Source organism: Rhodovulum visakhapatnamense, assembly GCF_004365965.1.
GTDB lineage: Bacteria > Pseudomonadota > Alphaproteobacteria > Rhodobacterales > Rhodobacteraceae > Rhodovulum > Rhodovulum visakhapatnamense.
The window spans coordinates 84,903-100,887 of the sequence record NZ_SOEB01000015.1 but is presented as its reverse complement, the minus strand read 5'-3'; the positions used below and the strand labels follow the sequence as shown (position 1 = coordinate 100,887).

Annotated in this window: 15 protein-coding genes and 1 pseudogene; 10 read left to right on the top strand and 6 right to left on the bottom strand. The window is 68.1% G+C overall.

Features of this window, described 5'->3' with window-relative positions; genetic code table 11:
* From EV657_RS13990 to EV657_RS13965, 6 genes and pseudogenes are all read left to right on the top strand, one after another.
* A pseudogene (locus tag EV657_RS13990) lies at nt 1-89 on the top strand (IS5/IS1182 family transposase); the annotation flags it as partial.
* A 211-nt stretch (nt 90-300) separates the two neighbouring features.
* Nucleotides 301-1,179: an RNA polymerase factor sigma-32 gene (locus EV657_RS13985; RefSeq protein ID WP_075786649.1), complete on the top strand. Its 879-nt coding sequence runs from the start codon at nt 301-303 to the stop codon at nt 1,177-1,179.
* The gene (locus EV657_RS13980) at nt 1,176-1,994 is read left to right on the top strand and encodes a ChaN family lipoprotein (RefSeq protein WP_243837618.1); all 819 of its coding nucleotides are present in this window, start codon (nt 1,176-1,178) and stop codon (nt 1,992-1,994) included. Before EV657_RS13985 ends, EV657_RS13980 begins: the two co-directional genes overlap by 4 nt.
* Before the next feature lie 88 nt (nt 1,995-2,082).
* Nucleotides 2,083-3,279, top strand: a complete 1,197-nt coding sequence (coaBC, locus tag EV657_RS13975) for a bifunctional phosphopantothenoylcysteine decarboxylase/phosphopantothenate--cysteine ligase CoaBC (RefSeq protein ID WP_134078421.1) — start codon at nt 2,083-2,085, stop codon at nt 3,277-3,279.
* Nucleotides 3,276-3,743, top strand: coding sequence for a dUTP diphosphatase (gene dut, locus EV657_RS13970; RefSeq protein ID WP_113670392.1), 468 nt, complete (start codon nt 3,276-3,278; stop codon nt 3,741-3,743). The genes coaBC and dut overlap by 4 nt, the downstream gene beginning before the upstream one ends.
* Nucleotides 3,743-4,786, top strand: coding sequence for a HesA/MoeB/ThiF family protein (locus EV657_RS13965; RefSeq protein WP_134078420.1), 1,044 nt, complete (start codon nt 3,743-3,745; stop codon nt 4,784-4,786). The genes dut and EV657_RS13965 overlap by 1 nt, the downstream gene beginning before the upstream one ends.
* Nucleotides 4,787-4,790: 4 nt before the next feature.
* On the opposite strand, the gene EV657_RS13960 is transcribed toward EV657_RS13965, so the two are convergent.
* Nucleotides 4,791-5,663, bottom strand: coding sequence for a cation diffusion facilitator family transporter (locus EV657_RS13960; protein WP_134078418.1), 873 nt, complete (start codon nt 5,661-5,663; stop codon nt 4,791-4,793).
* A gap of 62 nt (nt 5,664-5,725) precedes the next feature.
* On the bottom strand, nt 5,726-6,247 hold the full coding sequence (locus EV657_RS13955) for an SH3 domain-containing protein (protein WP_134078417.1): 522 nt from the start codon (nt 6,245-6,247) through the stop codon (nt 5,726-5,728).
* A gap of 96 nt (nt 6,248-6,343) precedes the next feature.
* Between EV657_RS13955 and EV657_RS13950 the strand changes: the two genes are divergently transcribed.
* The 4 genes from EV657_RS13950 to EV657_RS13935 all read left to right on the top strand — a co-directional run bounded on the left by EV657_RS13950 (nt 6,344) and on the right by EV657_RS13935 (nt 12,862).
* Nucleotides 6,344-7,330: a 2-hydroxyacid dehydrogenase gene (locus EV657_RS13950; protein WP_113670388.1), complete on the top strand. Its 987-nt coding sequence runs from the start codon at nt 6,344-6,346 to the stop codon at nt 7,328-7,330.
* 9 nt (nt 7,331-7,339) lie between these two features.
* On the top strand, nt 7,340-8,794 hold the full coding sequence (locus EV657_RS13945; RefSeq protein WP_134078415.1) for a glycosyltransferase family 39 protein: 1,455 nt from the start codon (nt 7,340-7,342) through the stop codon (nt 8,792-8,794).
* A complete protein-coding gene (locus EV657_RS13940; RefSeq protein WP_165828160.1) occupies nt 8,791-10,260 on the top strand; it encodes an ArnT family glycosyltransferase in 1,470 nt (489 codons plus the stop codon). Before EV657_RS13945 ends, EV657_RS13940 begins: the two co-directional genes overlap by 4 nt.
* Before the next feature lie 112 nt (nt 10,261-10,372).
* A complete protein-coding gene (locus EV657_RS13935; RefSeq protein WP_134078412.1) occupies nt 10,373-12,862 on the top strand; it encodes a GcvT family protein in 2,490 nt (829 codons plus the stop codon).
* Nucleotides 12,863-12,883: 21 nt separating this feature from the next.
* Here EV657_RS13935 and EV657_RS13930 read toward each other — a convergent pair whose 3' ends face one another.
* From EV657_RS13930 to EV657_RS13915, 4 genes are all read right to left on the bottom strand, one after another.
* Entirely contained in the window at nt 12,884-13,327 is a 444-nt protein-coding gene (locus EV657_RS13930; RefSeq protein ID WP_166673710.1) for an EF-hand domain-containing protein, read from the bottom strand.
* Nucleotides 13,328-13,430: 103 nt separating this feature from the next.
* The gene (locus EV657_RS13925) at nt 13,431-13,787 is read right to left on the bottom strand and encodes a carboxymuconolactone decarboxylase family protein (protein WP_075786638.1); all 357 of its coding nucleotides are present in this window, start codon (nt 13,785-13,787) and stop codon (nt 13,431-13,433) included.
* 74 nt (nt 13,788-13,861) lie between these two features.
* Nucleotides 13,862-14,521, bottom strand: a complete 660-nt coding sequence (locus EV657_RS13920) for a DUF938 domain-containing protein (RefSeq protein WP_134078408.1) — start codon at nt 14,519-14,521, stop codon at nt 13,862-13,864.
* Entirely contained in the window at nt 14,521-15,600 is a 1,080-nt protein-coding gene (locus EV657_RS13915; RefSeq protein WP_134078405.1) for an NAD(P)/FAD-dependent oxidoreductase, read from the bottom strand. The genes EV657_RS13920 and EV657_RS13915 overlap by 1 nt, the downstream gene beginning before the upstream one ends.
* Between the last annotated feature and the right edge of the window lie 385 nt (nt 15,601-15,985).

The following is a 15,985-nucleotide window of genomic DNA, read 5'->3' as shown; positions in this document are numbered from 1 at the left end:
CGACCCGCTACGACAAGACCGCTGAGAGCTTCCTCGGCTTCATTGACATCACGTCGATCCGTCTCTGGGTCCGCCATTTGTCAACATGACCTAGCCTCCGGGCGCGTCCGGAGAAAGCGCATTTTCGTGATCGTTCCGATGTCGGCGCGCGATGCCCAGGTGAAACCCATGAATATGTGCGAATTTGCACACAAGTATCGCGGGAATATTTCGAGTCGCTCAAGCTCTTGTGTGATCCGGAACCGGATCGGCGCAGTATAGTTTAGGAAACGATAAAACTCTGTCTGACGGGAATTTGGCATGGCATTTGATGGATTCGATGCGAACACGCTGTCGCGTCAGGCGATGAAGGCGGAGCTTCTGGACGCCGAGACCGAACTGAAGCTTGCCTATGCCTGGCGCGACGAACGCGACGAGGCAGCCCTTCACCGCCTGATCACGGCCTATATGCGGCTGGCGATCTCGATGGCGGCGAAATTCAAGCGCTACGGCGCGCCGATGAACGACCTGATCCAGGAGGCGAGCCTTGGCCTGATGAAGGCCGCCGACAAGTTCGACCCCGACCGGGGCGTGCGCTTTTCGACCTATGCGGTCTGGTGGATCAAGGCCTCGATCCAGGACTATGTGATGCGGAACTGGTCGATGGTGCGGACCGGGTCGACTTCCAGCCAGAAATCGCTGTTCTTCAACATGCGCCGGGTCCAGGCCCGGCTGGAACGCGAGGCGGCGGGCCGGGGCGAGACGCTTGACCGGCACCAGTTGCGCCAGATGATCGCCTCCGAGGTCGGCGTGCCTTTGCAGGATGTCGAGATGATGGAGGGTCGGCTCTCGGGGTCCGACTTCTCGCTGAACGCCTCGCAATCCACCGACGAGGAGGGGCGCGAATGGATCGAGACCATCGAGGATGACAGCGCGCAGGCAGCCGAACTGGTCGAGGAGGGGCGCGACCGGGCGCAACTGCGCGGCTGGCTCGTCCATGCCATGGGTCAGCTGAACGACCGCGAACGTTTCATCGTCAAGGAACGCAAGCTGCGCGACGACCCGCGGACGCTTGAAAGTCTTGGCAACGAGCTTGGCCTGTCGAAGGAACGGGTGCGTCAGCTCGAGGCCGCGGCCTTCGGCAAGATGCGCAAGAGCCTTGAAGCCCAGTCGCCCGAGGTGCTTCACTTCCTCGCGTGAGACATGTTGCACGAATCGCCGCGCTGGCCGTGGCCCTGACCGCCCATGCCGTCGGCGCCGAGGAAATCGGCCCGGCGGCTTTCGCCTCGCTGCCTGCCGCCGATGTGGTGGTGCTGGGCGAGACCCATGACAACCCCGACCAGCACGCCAATCAGGCCGCAGCCGTCAAGGCGCTGGCGCCCAGGGCGCTGGTTTTCGAGATGCTGACGCCCGAGCAGGCGGCAAAGGTGACGCCCGGGCTTCGGCTCGACGGTGTGGCGCTGGGCCAGGCGCTGGGCTGGGAGGCCTCGGGCTGGCCTGATTTCGCGATGTATTTTCCGATTTTCTCGGCCGCGCCCGAGGCGCGGATCTATGGTGCGGCGCTGCCCCGCGACGAGGTCCGCCGGGCCGTGACCGATGGGGCGGCGGCCGTCTTCGGTGCCGATGCCGCGACCTATGGCCTGACCGACCCGCTGCCCGAGGCCGAAGGCGAGCAACGGATCAACGATCAGCGCGAGGCCCATTGCAACGCTTTGCCCGAACATCTTCTGCCCGGTATGGTCGAGGCTCAGCGGCTGCGCGATGCCGCGCTGGCCCGGGCCGCGCGTCAGGCGCTGGACGACACCGGCGGCCCGGTCGCGGTGATCGCGGGCAACGGCCATGCTCGCACCGACTGGGGCCTGCCCGCGGCCTTTGCCCGGGTCGCCGAGGGCGCCCGGCTGATCTCTGTCGGCCAGCTCGAGGGGGCCGCGACGGGCTCGCCGCCCTATGATTACTGGCTGGTCACGGGGGCGGCCGATCGCGGCGACCCCTGCGCCGCGCTGACTGGCGGCTAGGGCCGGTGGGCGTGCTTGTCTCGGCCTCGTCCGGGGCCTAAGACTGTCTTTCCAAGGTGTTCTGGCAAGAGGTTGACGGGCGGGCGGCATGGTTTCCGGCAAACGCATTCTTCTGATCGTCGCGGGGGGCATCGCCGCCTACAAGACACTCGATCTGATCCGCCGCTTGCGCGAGCGGGGCGCGGCGGTCACTCCGGTGATGACGCAGGCGGCCGAACGCTTCGTGACGCCGCTGTCGGTCTCGGCACTGGCGGGCGAGGCGGTGCATCGCGACCTCTTCGATCTGACCCGTGAGGCCGAGATGGGGCATATCCAGCTTTCGCGCTCGGCCGATCTGGTGGTGGTGGCGCCCGCCACCGCGAACCTGATGGCAAAGATGGCGGGCGGGCTCGCCGACGATCTGGCCTCGACCCTGCTGCTGGCGACCGACACGCCCGTTCTGGTCGCGCCCGCGATGAATGTGCGGATGTGGACCCATCCCGCGACCCGGCGCAATCTGACTGCCCTGCAATCGGATGGGATCCGCGTCGTCGGGCCCAATGAGGGCGGCATGGCCTGCGGCGAATACGGGCCGGGGCGGATGGCCGAAGTGCCCGAGATCCTTTCCGCGATCGAGGCCGCGCTGGGGGCGGGGCCGCTTGCCGGGCGCCGCATCGTCGTGACCTCGGGCCCGACGCATGAACCGATTGATCCGGTCCGCTACATCGCCAACCGCTCGTCGGGCGCACAGGGCACGGCGCTGGCCCGGGCGCTGATGGCGCTGGGGGCACAGGTCGTCTTCGTCACCGGCCCGGCTTCGGTGCCGCCGCCCGAGGGCGTGGATCTGGTGCGGGTCGAGACCGCGCGCGAGATGCTGGCCGCGGTCGAGGCCGCCCTTCCGGCCGATGCCGCGGTCTGCGCCGCCGCCGTTGCCGACTGGCATGTCGCCAATGCGGCCGACCGCAAGATGAAGAAGGACGGTTCGGGCCGGGCGCCGGTTCTGGATTTCGCCGAAAACCCCGACATTCTGGCGCGCATCGCCCGGCGGGCCGAAGACCGGCCGCGTCTCGTGGTGGGCTTTGCCGCCGAAACCCATGATGTCGTGGCCCATGCCGAGGCCAAGCGCGCGCGCAAGGGCTGCGACTGGATCGTTGCCAATGACGTCTCGCCCGCGACCGGCATCATGGGGGGGGCCGAGAACGAGGTGACGCTGATTACCGCCTCGGGCGCCGAAACCTGGCCGCGTCTGTCGAAGGACGAGGTCGCCCAGCGGCTTGCCCGCCGGATCGCCGAGGCGCTGGCATGAGCCCGCGTCTGCAGATCGTCTGGGAAGACTGGGCCGATCGCAGCCTGCCGCTGCCCGCCTATCAGACCCCGGGCTCGGCCGGAGCCGACATTCGCGCGAACCTGCCGCCCGAAGATCGCGAGGCCGGGCTGACGCTGGCGCCGATGGAGCGCCGGATCGTGGCCACGGGCTTCCGGATGGCCTTTCCCGCTGGGTTCGAGGTGCAGATCCGTCCGCGCTCGGGCCTGGCGCTGAAGCACGGGATCACGCTTCCGAACACGCCCGGCACCATCGACAGCGACTATCGCGGGCCGCTTGGCGTGCTGCTGGTCAATTTCGGGGCCGAGCCCTACACCATCCGCCATGGCGACCGGATCGCCCAGATGATCGTGGCGCCGGTGGTGCAGGCGGCCTTCGAGGTGGTCGAGGCGCTGGACGAGACCGTGCGCGGCGAGGGCGGGTTCGGGTCGACGGGGCGCGGCTGATGGGGCTGGTGCTGGGAATTGCGCTGGTGCTCTGGTCGCTGGGGATGATCCTTCGGATCTCGCGCCAGGGGCGCTGGGGCATGATCGGGGGGCTTTATGCGGGCGTCCTGATCCTGCAGATCGCCATGCCCGCGGGCCATCCCCTGCGCCAAGCCATCGGTGGCACGCCCGAGGGGTGGGCGGCGCTTGGGGTCCTGGCGCTCTTGGTCGTGGCCTATCGCGGCGTGCTGGGCGCGCTCAAGCGGCGCGTGGCCCGCGAGGTCGTGCCGATGGCCCCCCAAGGCCCGCTGCGGCCGGTCGAGCTGGACCGTTATGCCCGCCACATCATGCTGCGCGAAATCGGCGGGCCGGGCCAGCGCAAGCTGAAAGAGGCGCGGGTTCTGGTGATCGGGGCCGGCGGGCTCGGCTCCCCCGCTTTGCTGTATCTCGGGGCGGCGGGGGTCGGCACCATCGGCATCGTCGATCCCGACGACGTGGATCTTTCGAACCTGCAGCGTCAGGTGATCCATACCGATACGCGGCTGGGCATGCCCAAGGTCTTTTCCGCGCAAAAGGCCATTCTGGCTCAGAATCCCTTTGTCACCATACGCCCCTACAAGCGTCGTCTGGATGAAGAGTCGGCCGCCGCACTCTTTCCCGATTACGATCTGATCCTGGACGGCACCGACAATTTCGAAACGCGCTATCTGGTCAACCGGATGGCCGCGCGTCTGGGCAAGCCGCTGATCGCCGGGGCCATCGCCCAGTGGGAAGGCCAGATCAGCCTTTACGACCCGGCGCATGGGACGCCCTGCTATCAATGCATCTTCCCCGAGGCCCCGGCGCCGGGCCTTGCGCCGACCTGTGCCGAGGCGGGCGTCGTGGGCGCGCTTCCGGGCGTCGTGGGCGCGATGATGGCGGTCGAGGCGATCAAGTTCGTGACCGGCGCGGGCGAAGGGCTTGGCGGGCGGATGCTGATCTATGACGCGCTTTACGGCGAGACCCGGACCATCGCGCTCCACCGCCGAGAAGACTGCCCGGCCTGTGGCGCTGTTCGGCTCTGAGGGCTCAGCGTACCGGGTCGAAATGGATGATCACATCGGCGACCGGAAACTCTGCAAGGATCGCGTGTTTCAGCCGGGCGCCGATGGCATGGGCATCGTTCAGGCTTTGCGCGCCATCAAGCTCGATATGCAGGTTCACGAAAAGGCGCGGGCCGGACCGGCGGGTCTTGAGGTCGTGAAAGCCCCGCACGCCCGTGCAGGCCTTGGCCAGCGCCTCGATCCGCGCGATGGTTTCGGGCGGCGCGGCGCGGTCCATCAGCGCATCCCACGCCCCCTTGCCGATCCCCAGCGCGCCGACCGCCAGCATCCCCGCCGCGGCCAGCGCGACCACCGCGTCGATGCGCACCAGCCCCAGATTGGCCGAGGCCCAAAGCGCGAAGATCGCCCCGATATTGGGCAGCAGATCGCCCAGATAATGCAGCGAGTCGGCGGCCACGACGCGGTTGCCGGTCCGCCGCGCGACCCAGCGCTGGTAAAGCACCAGCATCGCCGTCAGTGCGATCGACAGCGCCATCACCACGATCCCCGGGCCTTCCTGCGACAGCGGTTCGGGATCTGCCTCCAGAAGCCGGGTCATGGCCGCGAAAGCAATGATACTGGCCGAGGCCAGGATGAACACCGCCTGTCCCAGCGCAGCCAGATCCTCGGCTGCGCTGTGGCCGAAGGCATGATCGTCGTCCGGCGGTCGGGCGGCATAGAAAATCGCGGCCAGCGCGCCCAGCGAGACCATCAGATCGAGCGCGCTGTCGGCCAGCGAGGCCGCGATCGACAGCGCCCCGGTCTGGCCCAGCGCCCAGAGCTTCAGCGCAACAAGCGTGATCGCGGTGGCGACAGAGGCGACCCCGGCAGAGAGGTTAAGGCGGGAGATCTTGGGCATGGCGGCTGGCTCGACAGGGGGTGCGGCCCCCGCTTACCAGCCGAGCGCATGGCGGGGCAAGCTCACTCGCGGATCTCGTCGGCGTCCACGCCCCAGATCGCGGCCTTGGGCACCCAGCCCGCCGCGCCGTCGGCGCTGATCCGGCACCAGTCTATACTGCATTCTCCCAGCCGGGCGATCACCCCGGCTTCGGCCTTCGCCAGCACTTCGGACTCGGGGCGGGGCGCGCGCAGAAGCGGAAGCATGTCCTGATCGACGATCACCGTGCGGACGCCCGACAGCAGCGAATAATGCACCCAGCCGCCCGCGCCGTCGCGGTCGCGCACCTGCCGCCAATGGCCGAATTCCGCCGTGATCTGCAACGGCACGCCACGCCGGGTATAGACCCAGTCGATCCGGTGGCTGAGGCTCGGGCCGCGCCGCACATTGCCCTCGGCCGCCTTCAGCGAGACATAGCGCGGCAGCGGCAGATTGGTCACCCGCCCGCGTTCCTCGGCCAGGACGGGACCCGTCGAGGTGAGCACGCCAATCAGAAACAAAAAGGAAATCGCCAGAGATGCGCATTCGCGCAGTCGTGCCCGCATAACGTCCTGCCAGCTGGTTTCGGGGTCTTGTGCCGCGCCCCGATCTCGGACAGTTTGCCACTGACGCCAAGGGATGAAAAGCAGGGAGGCTCTGGGATGCCCGCACAACGTCTCAGTGTGGTTGTGACGCGACGGTTGCCCGAGGCGGTCGAGACCCGGATGAAGGAACTTTTCGACGTCGAGCTGAACGAGGCCGATGTCAAGCTCACCCGCGAGCAGCTGGTCGATGCGATGCGCCGCGCCGATGTGCTGGTGCCCTGCGTGACCGACGTGATCGACCAGTCGATGCTGGCCCAGGCCGGGGACCGGCTGAAACTGATCGCGAATTACGGCGCCGGGGTGGATCATCTGGATGTGCAGACCGCCCGCCAGCGCGGCATTCTGGTGTCGAACACGCCCGGCGTGGTGACCGAGGATACCGCCGACATGACGCTGGCGCTGATGCTGGCGGTGACCCGCCGCATCCCCGAGGGGCTGCATGTGATGCAGGCGGGCGACTGGCGCGGCTGGGCGCCCACGGCCTTCATGGGCGGGCGGATCGGCGGCCGGCGTCTGGGGATTCTCGGGATGGGACGGATCGGGCAGGCGGTCGCGCGGCGGGCGCGGGCCTTCGGCATGCAGATCCACTATCACAACCGCAAGCGCCTGCGCCCCGAGATCGAGGCCGAGTTCGAGGCGACCTACTGGGACAGCCTCGACCAGATGGTCAGCCGGATGGACGTGATCAGCGTGAATTGTCCGCATACGCCCTCGACGTTCCATCTGATGAACGCGCGGCGGCTCAAGCTGATGAAGAAGGACGCGGTGATCGTGAACACCTCGCGGGGCGAGGTCATCGACGAGAACGCGCTGACCCGGATGCTGCGCGCGGGCGAGATTGCGGGCGCCGGGCTTGACGTTTTCGAACATGGGCACGAGATCAACCCGCGCCTGCGCGAGCTGCCCAATGTGGTTCTTCTGCCGCATATGGGGTCCGCCACGATCGAGGGGCGCAGCGAGATGGGCGAAAAGGTCATCATCAACATCAAGACCTTCGCCGATGGGCACCGGCCACCGGATCTGGTCGTGCCCAGCATGCTCTAGGCGCCTGCGATGTCCGGGACAGGTGGCAGAACCGCGACCGCTATTTTCCTTTTCGCGATCTCGGCCTATTTCGCAGTGCAAGTCGTGTTGCGTCTGACGCTGGGCGGCGCCTTTGAAACCGACGAAGCCGAAATGCTGGTCATGACCCCCGGTTTTCAGTTGGGTTATGGACCGCAACTGCCGCTTTATAACTGGTTGCAGCTTGGACTTTTCGAGCTTCTGGGCAGGTCTTTGCTGGCGCTGTCGCTGCTCAAGAACGGGCTGCTTTGGCTGACCTATCTTCTGGTCTTCCTTGGGTTCAGGCTGTGGCTGCCCGCAGGTGTCGCGGCTCTGGGCGCGCTGTCGCTGCTTTTCGTGCCCGACATCGCCTGGGAGGCGCAGCGGGCGACCACCCATTCCAACATGCTGATCTCGGTCTCGGCGGCGACGCTGGCGGCCTTTCTCTGGGCGATGCGGGGCGGAAGCTGGGCCGCCTGGGTCGCGCTGGGCATTGCCGTCGGGCTTGGGGGGCTGTCGAAATACAATTTCTTCCTGGTCCCGGTTGGCTTGCTGACGGCGGCGCTGACGTTGGCCCCGTTCCGCGCCCGGATCCTGACGCGCCGGGCGCTGGTCGTGCCCGCCATCGCCGCCGCCATTCTGGCGGCGCCCTATGGCTGGATGGTGCAGAATCGCGACCTTGCGTTCTCCTCGGTCGGCAAGCTTCGGCTTGAAACCGACAGCGCCCGCGCCGTGCTGCCCGATGGGCTGGCGATGCTGCCGGGCGGCATGCTGTCGCTTCTGGCGCTGCCGCTTCTGGTGGCGGCGGTGGCCTGGGCCTTCGGGCGGCGGCGGGCCGAACCGGACCCGGTCGGGCCGCTGCCCGCGCTGTTGCTGCGGGCGGGCGCGGTCGTGGCCGTGTTGATGGCCTTGGGCGTCTGGCTTGCGCAGGCGGGCACGGTCACGGCGCGCTGGCTGCTGCCTCTGGCCTTCCTCGCCGCGCCGGGTCTTTTTCTGGCGCTTGCGCCCCGGATCGGCCCGGTCGCGCGGCGGGGCATATTCGCTGCCGCGGCGGTCTTTGCCGTTCTGGTCTGCGCGGGCCTGACCTATGACCGCTTCAAGGAGGGCGCGCGGCGCGACGTCGATTTCACCGGCCTGCCCGGGCGCCTGGCCGGGATCGAGGGCGCCGAGGGCGTGCCGGTCATCGCGGAATTCTACACCGCCGGAAACCTTGCCGCCGCCGAGCCGGATTGGCGCATCGCGCCCTATCTGCCCTTCGCGGCGCACCGCTTTGCGGGCGGGCCGGTGCTGTTTCTGATGCGCGAGACCGTACCCCGCGACCTTGCGGCCGGTCTCGCCCAGGCCGGATGGCCGCCGGGCACAGAACCGGAGGTGCTGGAGGAGGGCAGCTTTACCCTGCCATACCGCCGGTCCGGGGCAGAAATGCCCTTCCGCTTTGTCCTTGCCAGAACGCCCGCCTTGCCATGACCGCCGCTCGCGCGAAAGACGCCCGCACCGTCACGCTCTTTCTTCTGGCGATCGCCGCCTATTTCGCCGCGCAGATCGGGTTGCGGCTGTGGCTGGGGGGCAGTTTCGAAGGCGACGAGGCCGAAATGGTCGTCCTGTCGCGGGACTGGCATTTCGCCTATGGCTCGCAGCCGCCGCTTTACAACTGGTATCAGACCGTCTTTTTCGACCTCTTCGGCGTCAACACGCTGGGTCTGGTGCTGGCCAAGAACCTTCTGCTGTTCGGCACTTATGCGACGGCCTTCCTCGCCTTGCGTCCCGTCGCAGGAACCCGGCCCGCGATGGCGGGCGCACTTGCCCTCGGGTTGATCCCGAACCTTGCCTGGTGGTGCCAGCGGACCGGGTCGCACAGCATCGCGCTGGCCTTTACCACGGTGCTGACGGTCGCGGCCTTCCTGTGGCTGCTGCGCCGCCCCGGCACGCGCGGCTTTGTGCTGTTTGGCCTCGCGGTCGGGCTGGGCGGGCTTGCCAAGCCGAATTTCTGGATCGTGCCGCCCGCGCTGATTCTGGCGGGGCTCAGCATGGCTGCGCTCCGTCCGCTCCTGTGGGACCGGCGGCTCTGGCTGACGGCGGCTGTGGCATTGGCCGTGGCCATCCTGCCCTATGCCGCGATGCTGGCCGATCCGCTGGCGGCCTTCTCCGATCTGTGGGAGTTCCGCACGGGCGCTGGCGGACCTGCGCAGGCGATGTGGCCTGCGGGGCTGGCCTATCTGGGGCAGTCCACCCTCCTCGAGCTTGTTCCGATGCTGCTGGCCGTCGGTCTTGCCCTGGGGCTTGGCGGGGCCGCGGCACGCCGCAGCCTGAAAACCCCGCCCGAGGCGCAGCTTCTGCTGCGGGCGGCGTTGATCGGGTTGGCGCTGACCGCGGTCGGGGTGGTGGCGACCGATACCGGTTTTGTGCGGTCGCGCTGGCTGATGCCGCTTTTCATCCTTGGTCTGCCGCCGCTGGCGATGACGGTTTTCGGCAACGCCCCGGCCCGCGTCTGGCGCAATTTCCTGCGCGCCATGGCGGGCCTTGCGCTGCTGATCCTCGCGGCCATTGCCGACACCCGGCTGCGCGGCGCTGGAAGCGATTCGCTTCGGGTCGATCTGCTGGCCGAGACCCTGGCCGAAACGCTGCCCGACCGGCCGGTGCTGCTGGGGCCGCATTACTATACCGGCAACCTGCTGCTGCATCTGCCGGACTGGGCGGCATTTCCGCCCTTCCCGACCCGGCAACTGGCCGAGCCGGAGGGCAGGGTGCTGGTGGTCGTCGACCGCAAGGGCGTGCCGGGCATCCTGGGCCTGCTGCAAGAGCAGGGCTATCCCGGCGAGAGCCTGCCCGAGCCGGTGCTGACCCGCGAGGTGCAGGTGCCCTACCGTTTCGACGAGGGCACCCCGCGCGAGATAGTGGTGACCCTTTTCGATTTCGGCGCGGCCCTGCGGTAAGCGCGCGCAGCCCCGCGTCGGTTTCCGTCCATTTCGGGTCGGATGGCCCCCGCCGCGCCGACCGAATCCTGCCTAACTGGGGGAAACGAGCGGCAAGCAGGAGTGAAGGCCGATGAAGACTCATGTCAAAGCCCTGGTGGTCGGCGGTGGCGCCGTCGGCACTTCGATCGCATATCATCTGGCCAGGGCGGGCTGGGACACCCTGCTGTTGGAGCGGGACGAACTGACCTCGGGCTCGACCTGGCATGCGGCGGGGCTTTTGCCCTATTTCAACATGTCCTTCGCGACGACCCATATCCACGACTACTCGATCAAGTTCTACAAGACGCTCGAGGTCGAGACCGGGCTGAACCCCGGCTTCAGCGTGGTGGGCAACCTGCGCATGGCGCAGACCCAGGCGCGGATGGACGAATACAGGCTCTATGCCACCACGGCCGAGACCTGTGGCGTGCCCTATGAATGGCTGAGCCCGGCGCAGCTGAAAGAGCGTTGGCCGCTGATGCGCTGCGACGATCTGATCGGTGCGATCTACCATCCGACCGACGGCTACATCAATCCGGCCGACGTGACCCAGGCCATGGCCAAGGGCGCGCGGCAGCTCGGCGCGGTGATCGAGCGGAAATGGCAGGTCAACGCCTACGACTGGACCGGGTCCGAATGGCGGGTGACGGTCACGAAGATGGCCGAAAAGGGCGGCAACCTCGTGCCGACCGAGGAACAGACCGTCATCACCGCCGAACATGTGGTCACCGCCACCGGCAACCACGCGCAGCGCACGGCGCGGCTCCTGGGCCTCAAGATCCCGGCGATTCCGGTCGAGCACCAATATATCGTGACCGAACCCGACCCGGAGCTGGTCGCATGGCGCAAGGCCGGCAATCCCGAACACCCGGTCCTGCGCGATGCCGACGCCAAATGGTATGTGCGCGAGGAACGCGGCGGCTGGATCCTCGGCCCCTATGAACGGAACGCGCCCGCGCGGTTCGCCTATGGCTGCCCCGACAGCTTCCGCGCCGATCTGTTCCCGCTCGATCTGGACCGGATCGAGGAGGAATACATGTCGATGATCCACCGGCTGCCCAGTTCGGAGACGGTGGGGCTGAAGGACGATTTCAACGGCCCGATCTGCTATACGCCCGATGGCAACCCGCTGTTGGGGCCGGCGCCGGGGCTAAGGAACATGTGGCTGGCCGAGGGTTTTTCCTTCGGGATCACCGCCGCGGGCGGGTCGGGCCATTACCTTGCCCAGCTCATGACCGAGGGCGAGGCCGAGATCGACATGGGCGCGCTCGACCCCCGGCGCTACGGGTCCTGGATGACGACCGATTATGCCGTGGCCAAGAACGAAGAGGCCTATGAGCATGTCTATATCCTGCACCATCCCGACGAGGAACGCCCGGCCGCCCGGCCGCTGAGAGCCGCGCCCTGCTATGACCGGATGAAGGCGCTGGGCGCGCAGTTTGGCCAGGTGAATGGCTGGGAGCGGCCGAACTATTTCGCCCCCGAGGGCTTTGACGACCATGCCGCGCGCAGTTTCCGGCGCGGCGGCTGGTGGCAATATGCCGAGGCCGAGGCGCGGGCGATCCGCGAGACGGCCGGGCTGATCGACGCCACCGCCTTCGCCAAGCATGTCGTGCGCGGCCCCGGGGCGACGGCTTTCCTGGACTGGTTCACCTGCAACAAGCTGCCGAAGGTGGGTCGGGTCAACCTGACCTATGCCCTCAGCGTCGCGGGCACGGTCAGGACCGAATACACCATCGTGCGTCAGGCCGAGGATGTCTATTACCTGGTCTCGGCCGGGGCTTGGCACGCCTATGACGAGGATTTCCTGCTGAAGGCGGCCGAGGACAAGGCGGCCGAGTTCGGTCCGGTGATCGTCGAGGATGTCACCACGCGCCATGGCGTCTTCGCGCTGGCGGGACCCAATGCGCGGGCGATCCTGGCCGGGCTGATCCGCGATGCCGATCCGGCGACGGCGCTGTCGAACAAGCGTTTCCCCTGGCTGTCGGCGCGGCAGATCGAGCTGGGTATGGTCCCCGTCAACGCGCTTCGCGTGGCCTATACCGGCGAGCTGGGATGGGAGTTGCATCACCCGATCGAGATGCAGAACCACCTGTTCGACCGGCTGATGGAGGCAGGCGCCGCGCATGGGCTGAAGCCGGTGGGGGCGCGGGCGCAGAACTGGCTGCGGCAGGAGAAAAGCTATCGCGCCTTCGGCACCGAACTGGGGCGCGACGCCACGCCGCTCGAGGCCGGGCTCGACCGTTTCGTCGATCTGTCGAAGGACTTCCACGGCAAGGCGGCGATGGAGGCCAAGGGCCTCCGCTCGAAATGCGTCACGCTGCTGATCGACGGGCCGGAGGATGCCGATCCCTGGGGCCGCGAGGCGCTTTACGATGGCGAGACCCGGGTCGGGCGGCTGACCTCGGGCGGCTGGTCGGTCGCCTTCGGCAAGTCCATCGGCATGGGCTATGTGCGGCCCGAGCTAGCGGTGCCGGGCACCCGGCTGAGCATCAGGATGTTCGACGCGCTCTGGACCGCCGAGGTGGTCGAGGACAGCCCCCACGACCCGACGAATGCACGGATCCGGGCGGACGGCTGAGCCGCCCGCCTTCCCCACCGGTCAGCGGGCGGACACGTCCCAAAGCGTGAGCCGCCCGTCGCCGTCGCGATCGTGCATCGCGAGCCATTCATTGGCTGCCATCCGGAATTCCGAAAGCTCGATGCGCCCGTTGCCGTCGAGGTCGTTGCGCATCAGCTTCTGGCCCTTGACGACGACCTTGCGCTCATAGGCCTCTTCGCCGCGGAAATAGGCCAAGGGGCCGCGGGCGCGGTCGAAGGCCGCGGCTTCGGTCGCGTCGAGATGGCCGTCGCCATTGGTATCGAAGGCCGCGAAGATGTGGCGGGCCTGGCTTTGCAGTTCATGGCGGTTGATGGTGCCGCTGCGGTCGGCGTCCCATTTCTCGTAGAGTATGGGCGCGCGCTGGGTGTCCGCGCCTGCGGACCCGGCGGCAAGGGCAAGGGCGAAGCCCGAAAGGGCAAGGGCGGAACGGATGGGGCGGCGCATCGGAGGACTCCTTGGATCGCGGTGTCCAAGAGGTAGTCGCATCCGCGGCCTGCGGCAACTGCAACAGGGGCAGGGCGCCTTAAGGCGCCCCGGCCCCCTGGGCCTATTCGGCGGCCGCTGCCTTTTCCTCGGTCAGCTGGTCGTAGCATTCCATCGCTTCGGCCGCGTACATCATGGCCGGCCCGCCGCCCATCTGGATCGCCATCGCCAGCACGTCGCCGACCTCTTCGCGGGACGCGCCGACCCGCACCAGGGCCTCCATGTGCAGCACGATGCAGGCCTGGCAGCGCTGGGTGACCGCGATACCGAGCGCGATGAATTCCTTGGTCTTGAAGTCAAGCTCGCCGCCTTCCTTGACGGCCTTGCCGAGCGCGCCGAAGGCCTTGGTTTGCTCGGGAATGGCCTTGTTCAGGCGGCGCAGCTGGTCCTTGGTTCCATCGCGTTTGGCGGTCCAGTCCATATCGGTCTCCTTTGGTCCGAAGCTGAGTCGGAGATGCGTTTTACCTTGCCCTAATTATAGGTTTCGTTGCGCGTTCACAGGGGCTGGCGAAAAATTATCGTCAGATTATTGGCCGGCATGGAAATCTGTGCCTCAGGCAACAATCCGGCGGCAACGCCCCAGCCGGTCACCGTGGCCACCGGCTTGTAGCCGATCCGGGCGTCCTGGGCGGTCAGGCTGGCATGGAAGGCGGCATCCCCGGGGCTGGCGAAGCCGGTCTCACGCAGGAAGGGCCCGTAGATCGCCAGCACGCCCTTCGGCGCCAGCGCCCGGGCGGCCTCGGCGATCAGGGTTTCAGCCTCGGCCGCGCTGACAAGATGCAGGATGTTGCTGACGAAGATCAGGTCCTGCCCGGCATGGGTCGCGCCCCAGCCCGGCTGGCAGGCATCGAGCGCGATCGCCGGGCGCAGGTTCGGCAGCGCCGCCTCGGCCGCCCAGGCGTCGATCGAGGCGCGGCGCGCCGGGTCGATCTCGGTCGGCTGCCAGATGAGACCGGGCAGGCGCGCTGCAAAGCGGACCGCATGTTCGCCGGTGCCCGAGGCCAGTTCCAGCACGCGCCCGCGAGGCGGGGCCAGGGTTTCAAGAACCGCGCAGATCGCATCCGCGTTGCGCAAGGCCGAGGGCGCGCTGAGCCGCCCGCCCATGCCCGGCGTCGCGACCGAGGCGCTGTCGGGCAGGTCCAGCCGCCGGGGCATCAGCAGAACCGGGCCGGGCTGAAACTGGCCTCGAGCATGCGCCGGAGTTCCGAGGCGCGGCCGCCCAGGATGTCGGCGGCCAGTTCGCTGGCGGCGGGCGAGGTCTGCATGCCGACCCCGCCCTGGCCCGCATGCCAGAAGAAGGCCGGATCGCGCGGATCGAAGCCGATCACCAGCAGGCGGTCGGGCGCGAAGGTGCGCAGGCCCGCCCAGCTGGTTTCGACCCGGGTCACCGGTGCGGTCACCATCTCTTCGTAGCGCGCCAGCCCCTCGGCCAGCACCATGTCGTCGGCGAAGGCATCATGGGGCGCCATCGGGTCTTCGTCGGCGGGCGACACCAGAAGCTTGCCCGCCTCGGGCTTGCAGTACCAGCGTTCGCCCGCGCCAAGGATCATCGGCCAGCGGCGCGGGTCCTGCCCGGCAGGGGCAGGCAACTGGGCCATCGACCGGCGCATCGGGGTAAAGCCCAAGGGGGCCAGCCCGGCCATCCGGGCGACGTCGTCGACCCAGGCGCCGGCGGCATTGATCAGGATGCGGCCCTCGACGGTCTCGCCGCCTGCGGTGACCTGCCACCCGGTTTCGACCCGCACGATGGCGGTGACCTGGCGCCCGGTCTCGATCCGGCCGCCCTGGCTGCGGATCTGGCGGGCGAAGCCTTGCAGCAGCCGGTCGGTGTCGATGTCCCAGGCACGGTCGGTGATCCCGGCGAAGGCGACGCGGGCGGGATCGAGGATCGGCACGATCTCTTGTGCTTCGTCGGGCGTCAGCGCGCGCAGGTCCATGTGGCGGCGGTCGGCCTCGAAGGCGGCGCCGTCTTCGGCACGGCCCACGACCATCAGCCCCCGGGGCGACAGCACGCCGCCATCGGCGGTCTGGTGATAGCTGTGCCCGGCCCGGTTCAGCGCGACGATCGGGGGGGCGCCCAGGCATTCGTCGAACAGCGCGGCCGAGCGGCCCGAGGCATGATAGCCCAGCGCCTTTTCGGTTTCGAGCAACGTGACACGGCCCAGAGGTGCGAGCCGCGCCCCGACCGATACCCCGGCGATGCCGCCGCCGATGACGATGAAATCCGTATCCATGGCGCGAGATAAGCACAAGCGCGCGGCAGAGGGAAACCCCTGCCGCGCGCCGCTCCGGAGGCGGCGGGTGCACGCGGTCATGCAGCAACCGCGCGCGGGCGCATGTCTCTCGGACTGCCCGGCAGGTACCACCCTTCCGGGCCGCCAGAGGACCGGCGCCGCAGGAGGCAGTGCCGCCTCAGAGTTCGGTCGGTTGCCCGCGGTCCCGGTCCGTGGACAAAGCACACATGTCTGCGGGCGGGCGCCCGCGGGACATGCCTTTTTGGGGGTGAGGGCAAGCGCGGGAAGATCCCGACCAACGCGCCGGTTCGACGCCCCGGACGGCTGGCCCCACAAATGAATTACGTTGGGGAAACTAGCAGATTCGGACGCGGTTTTGAAACAT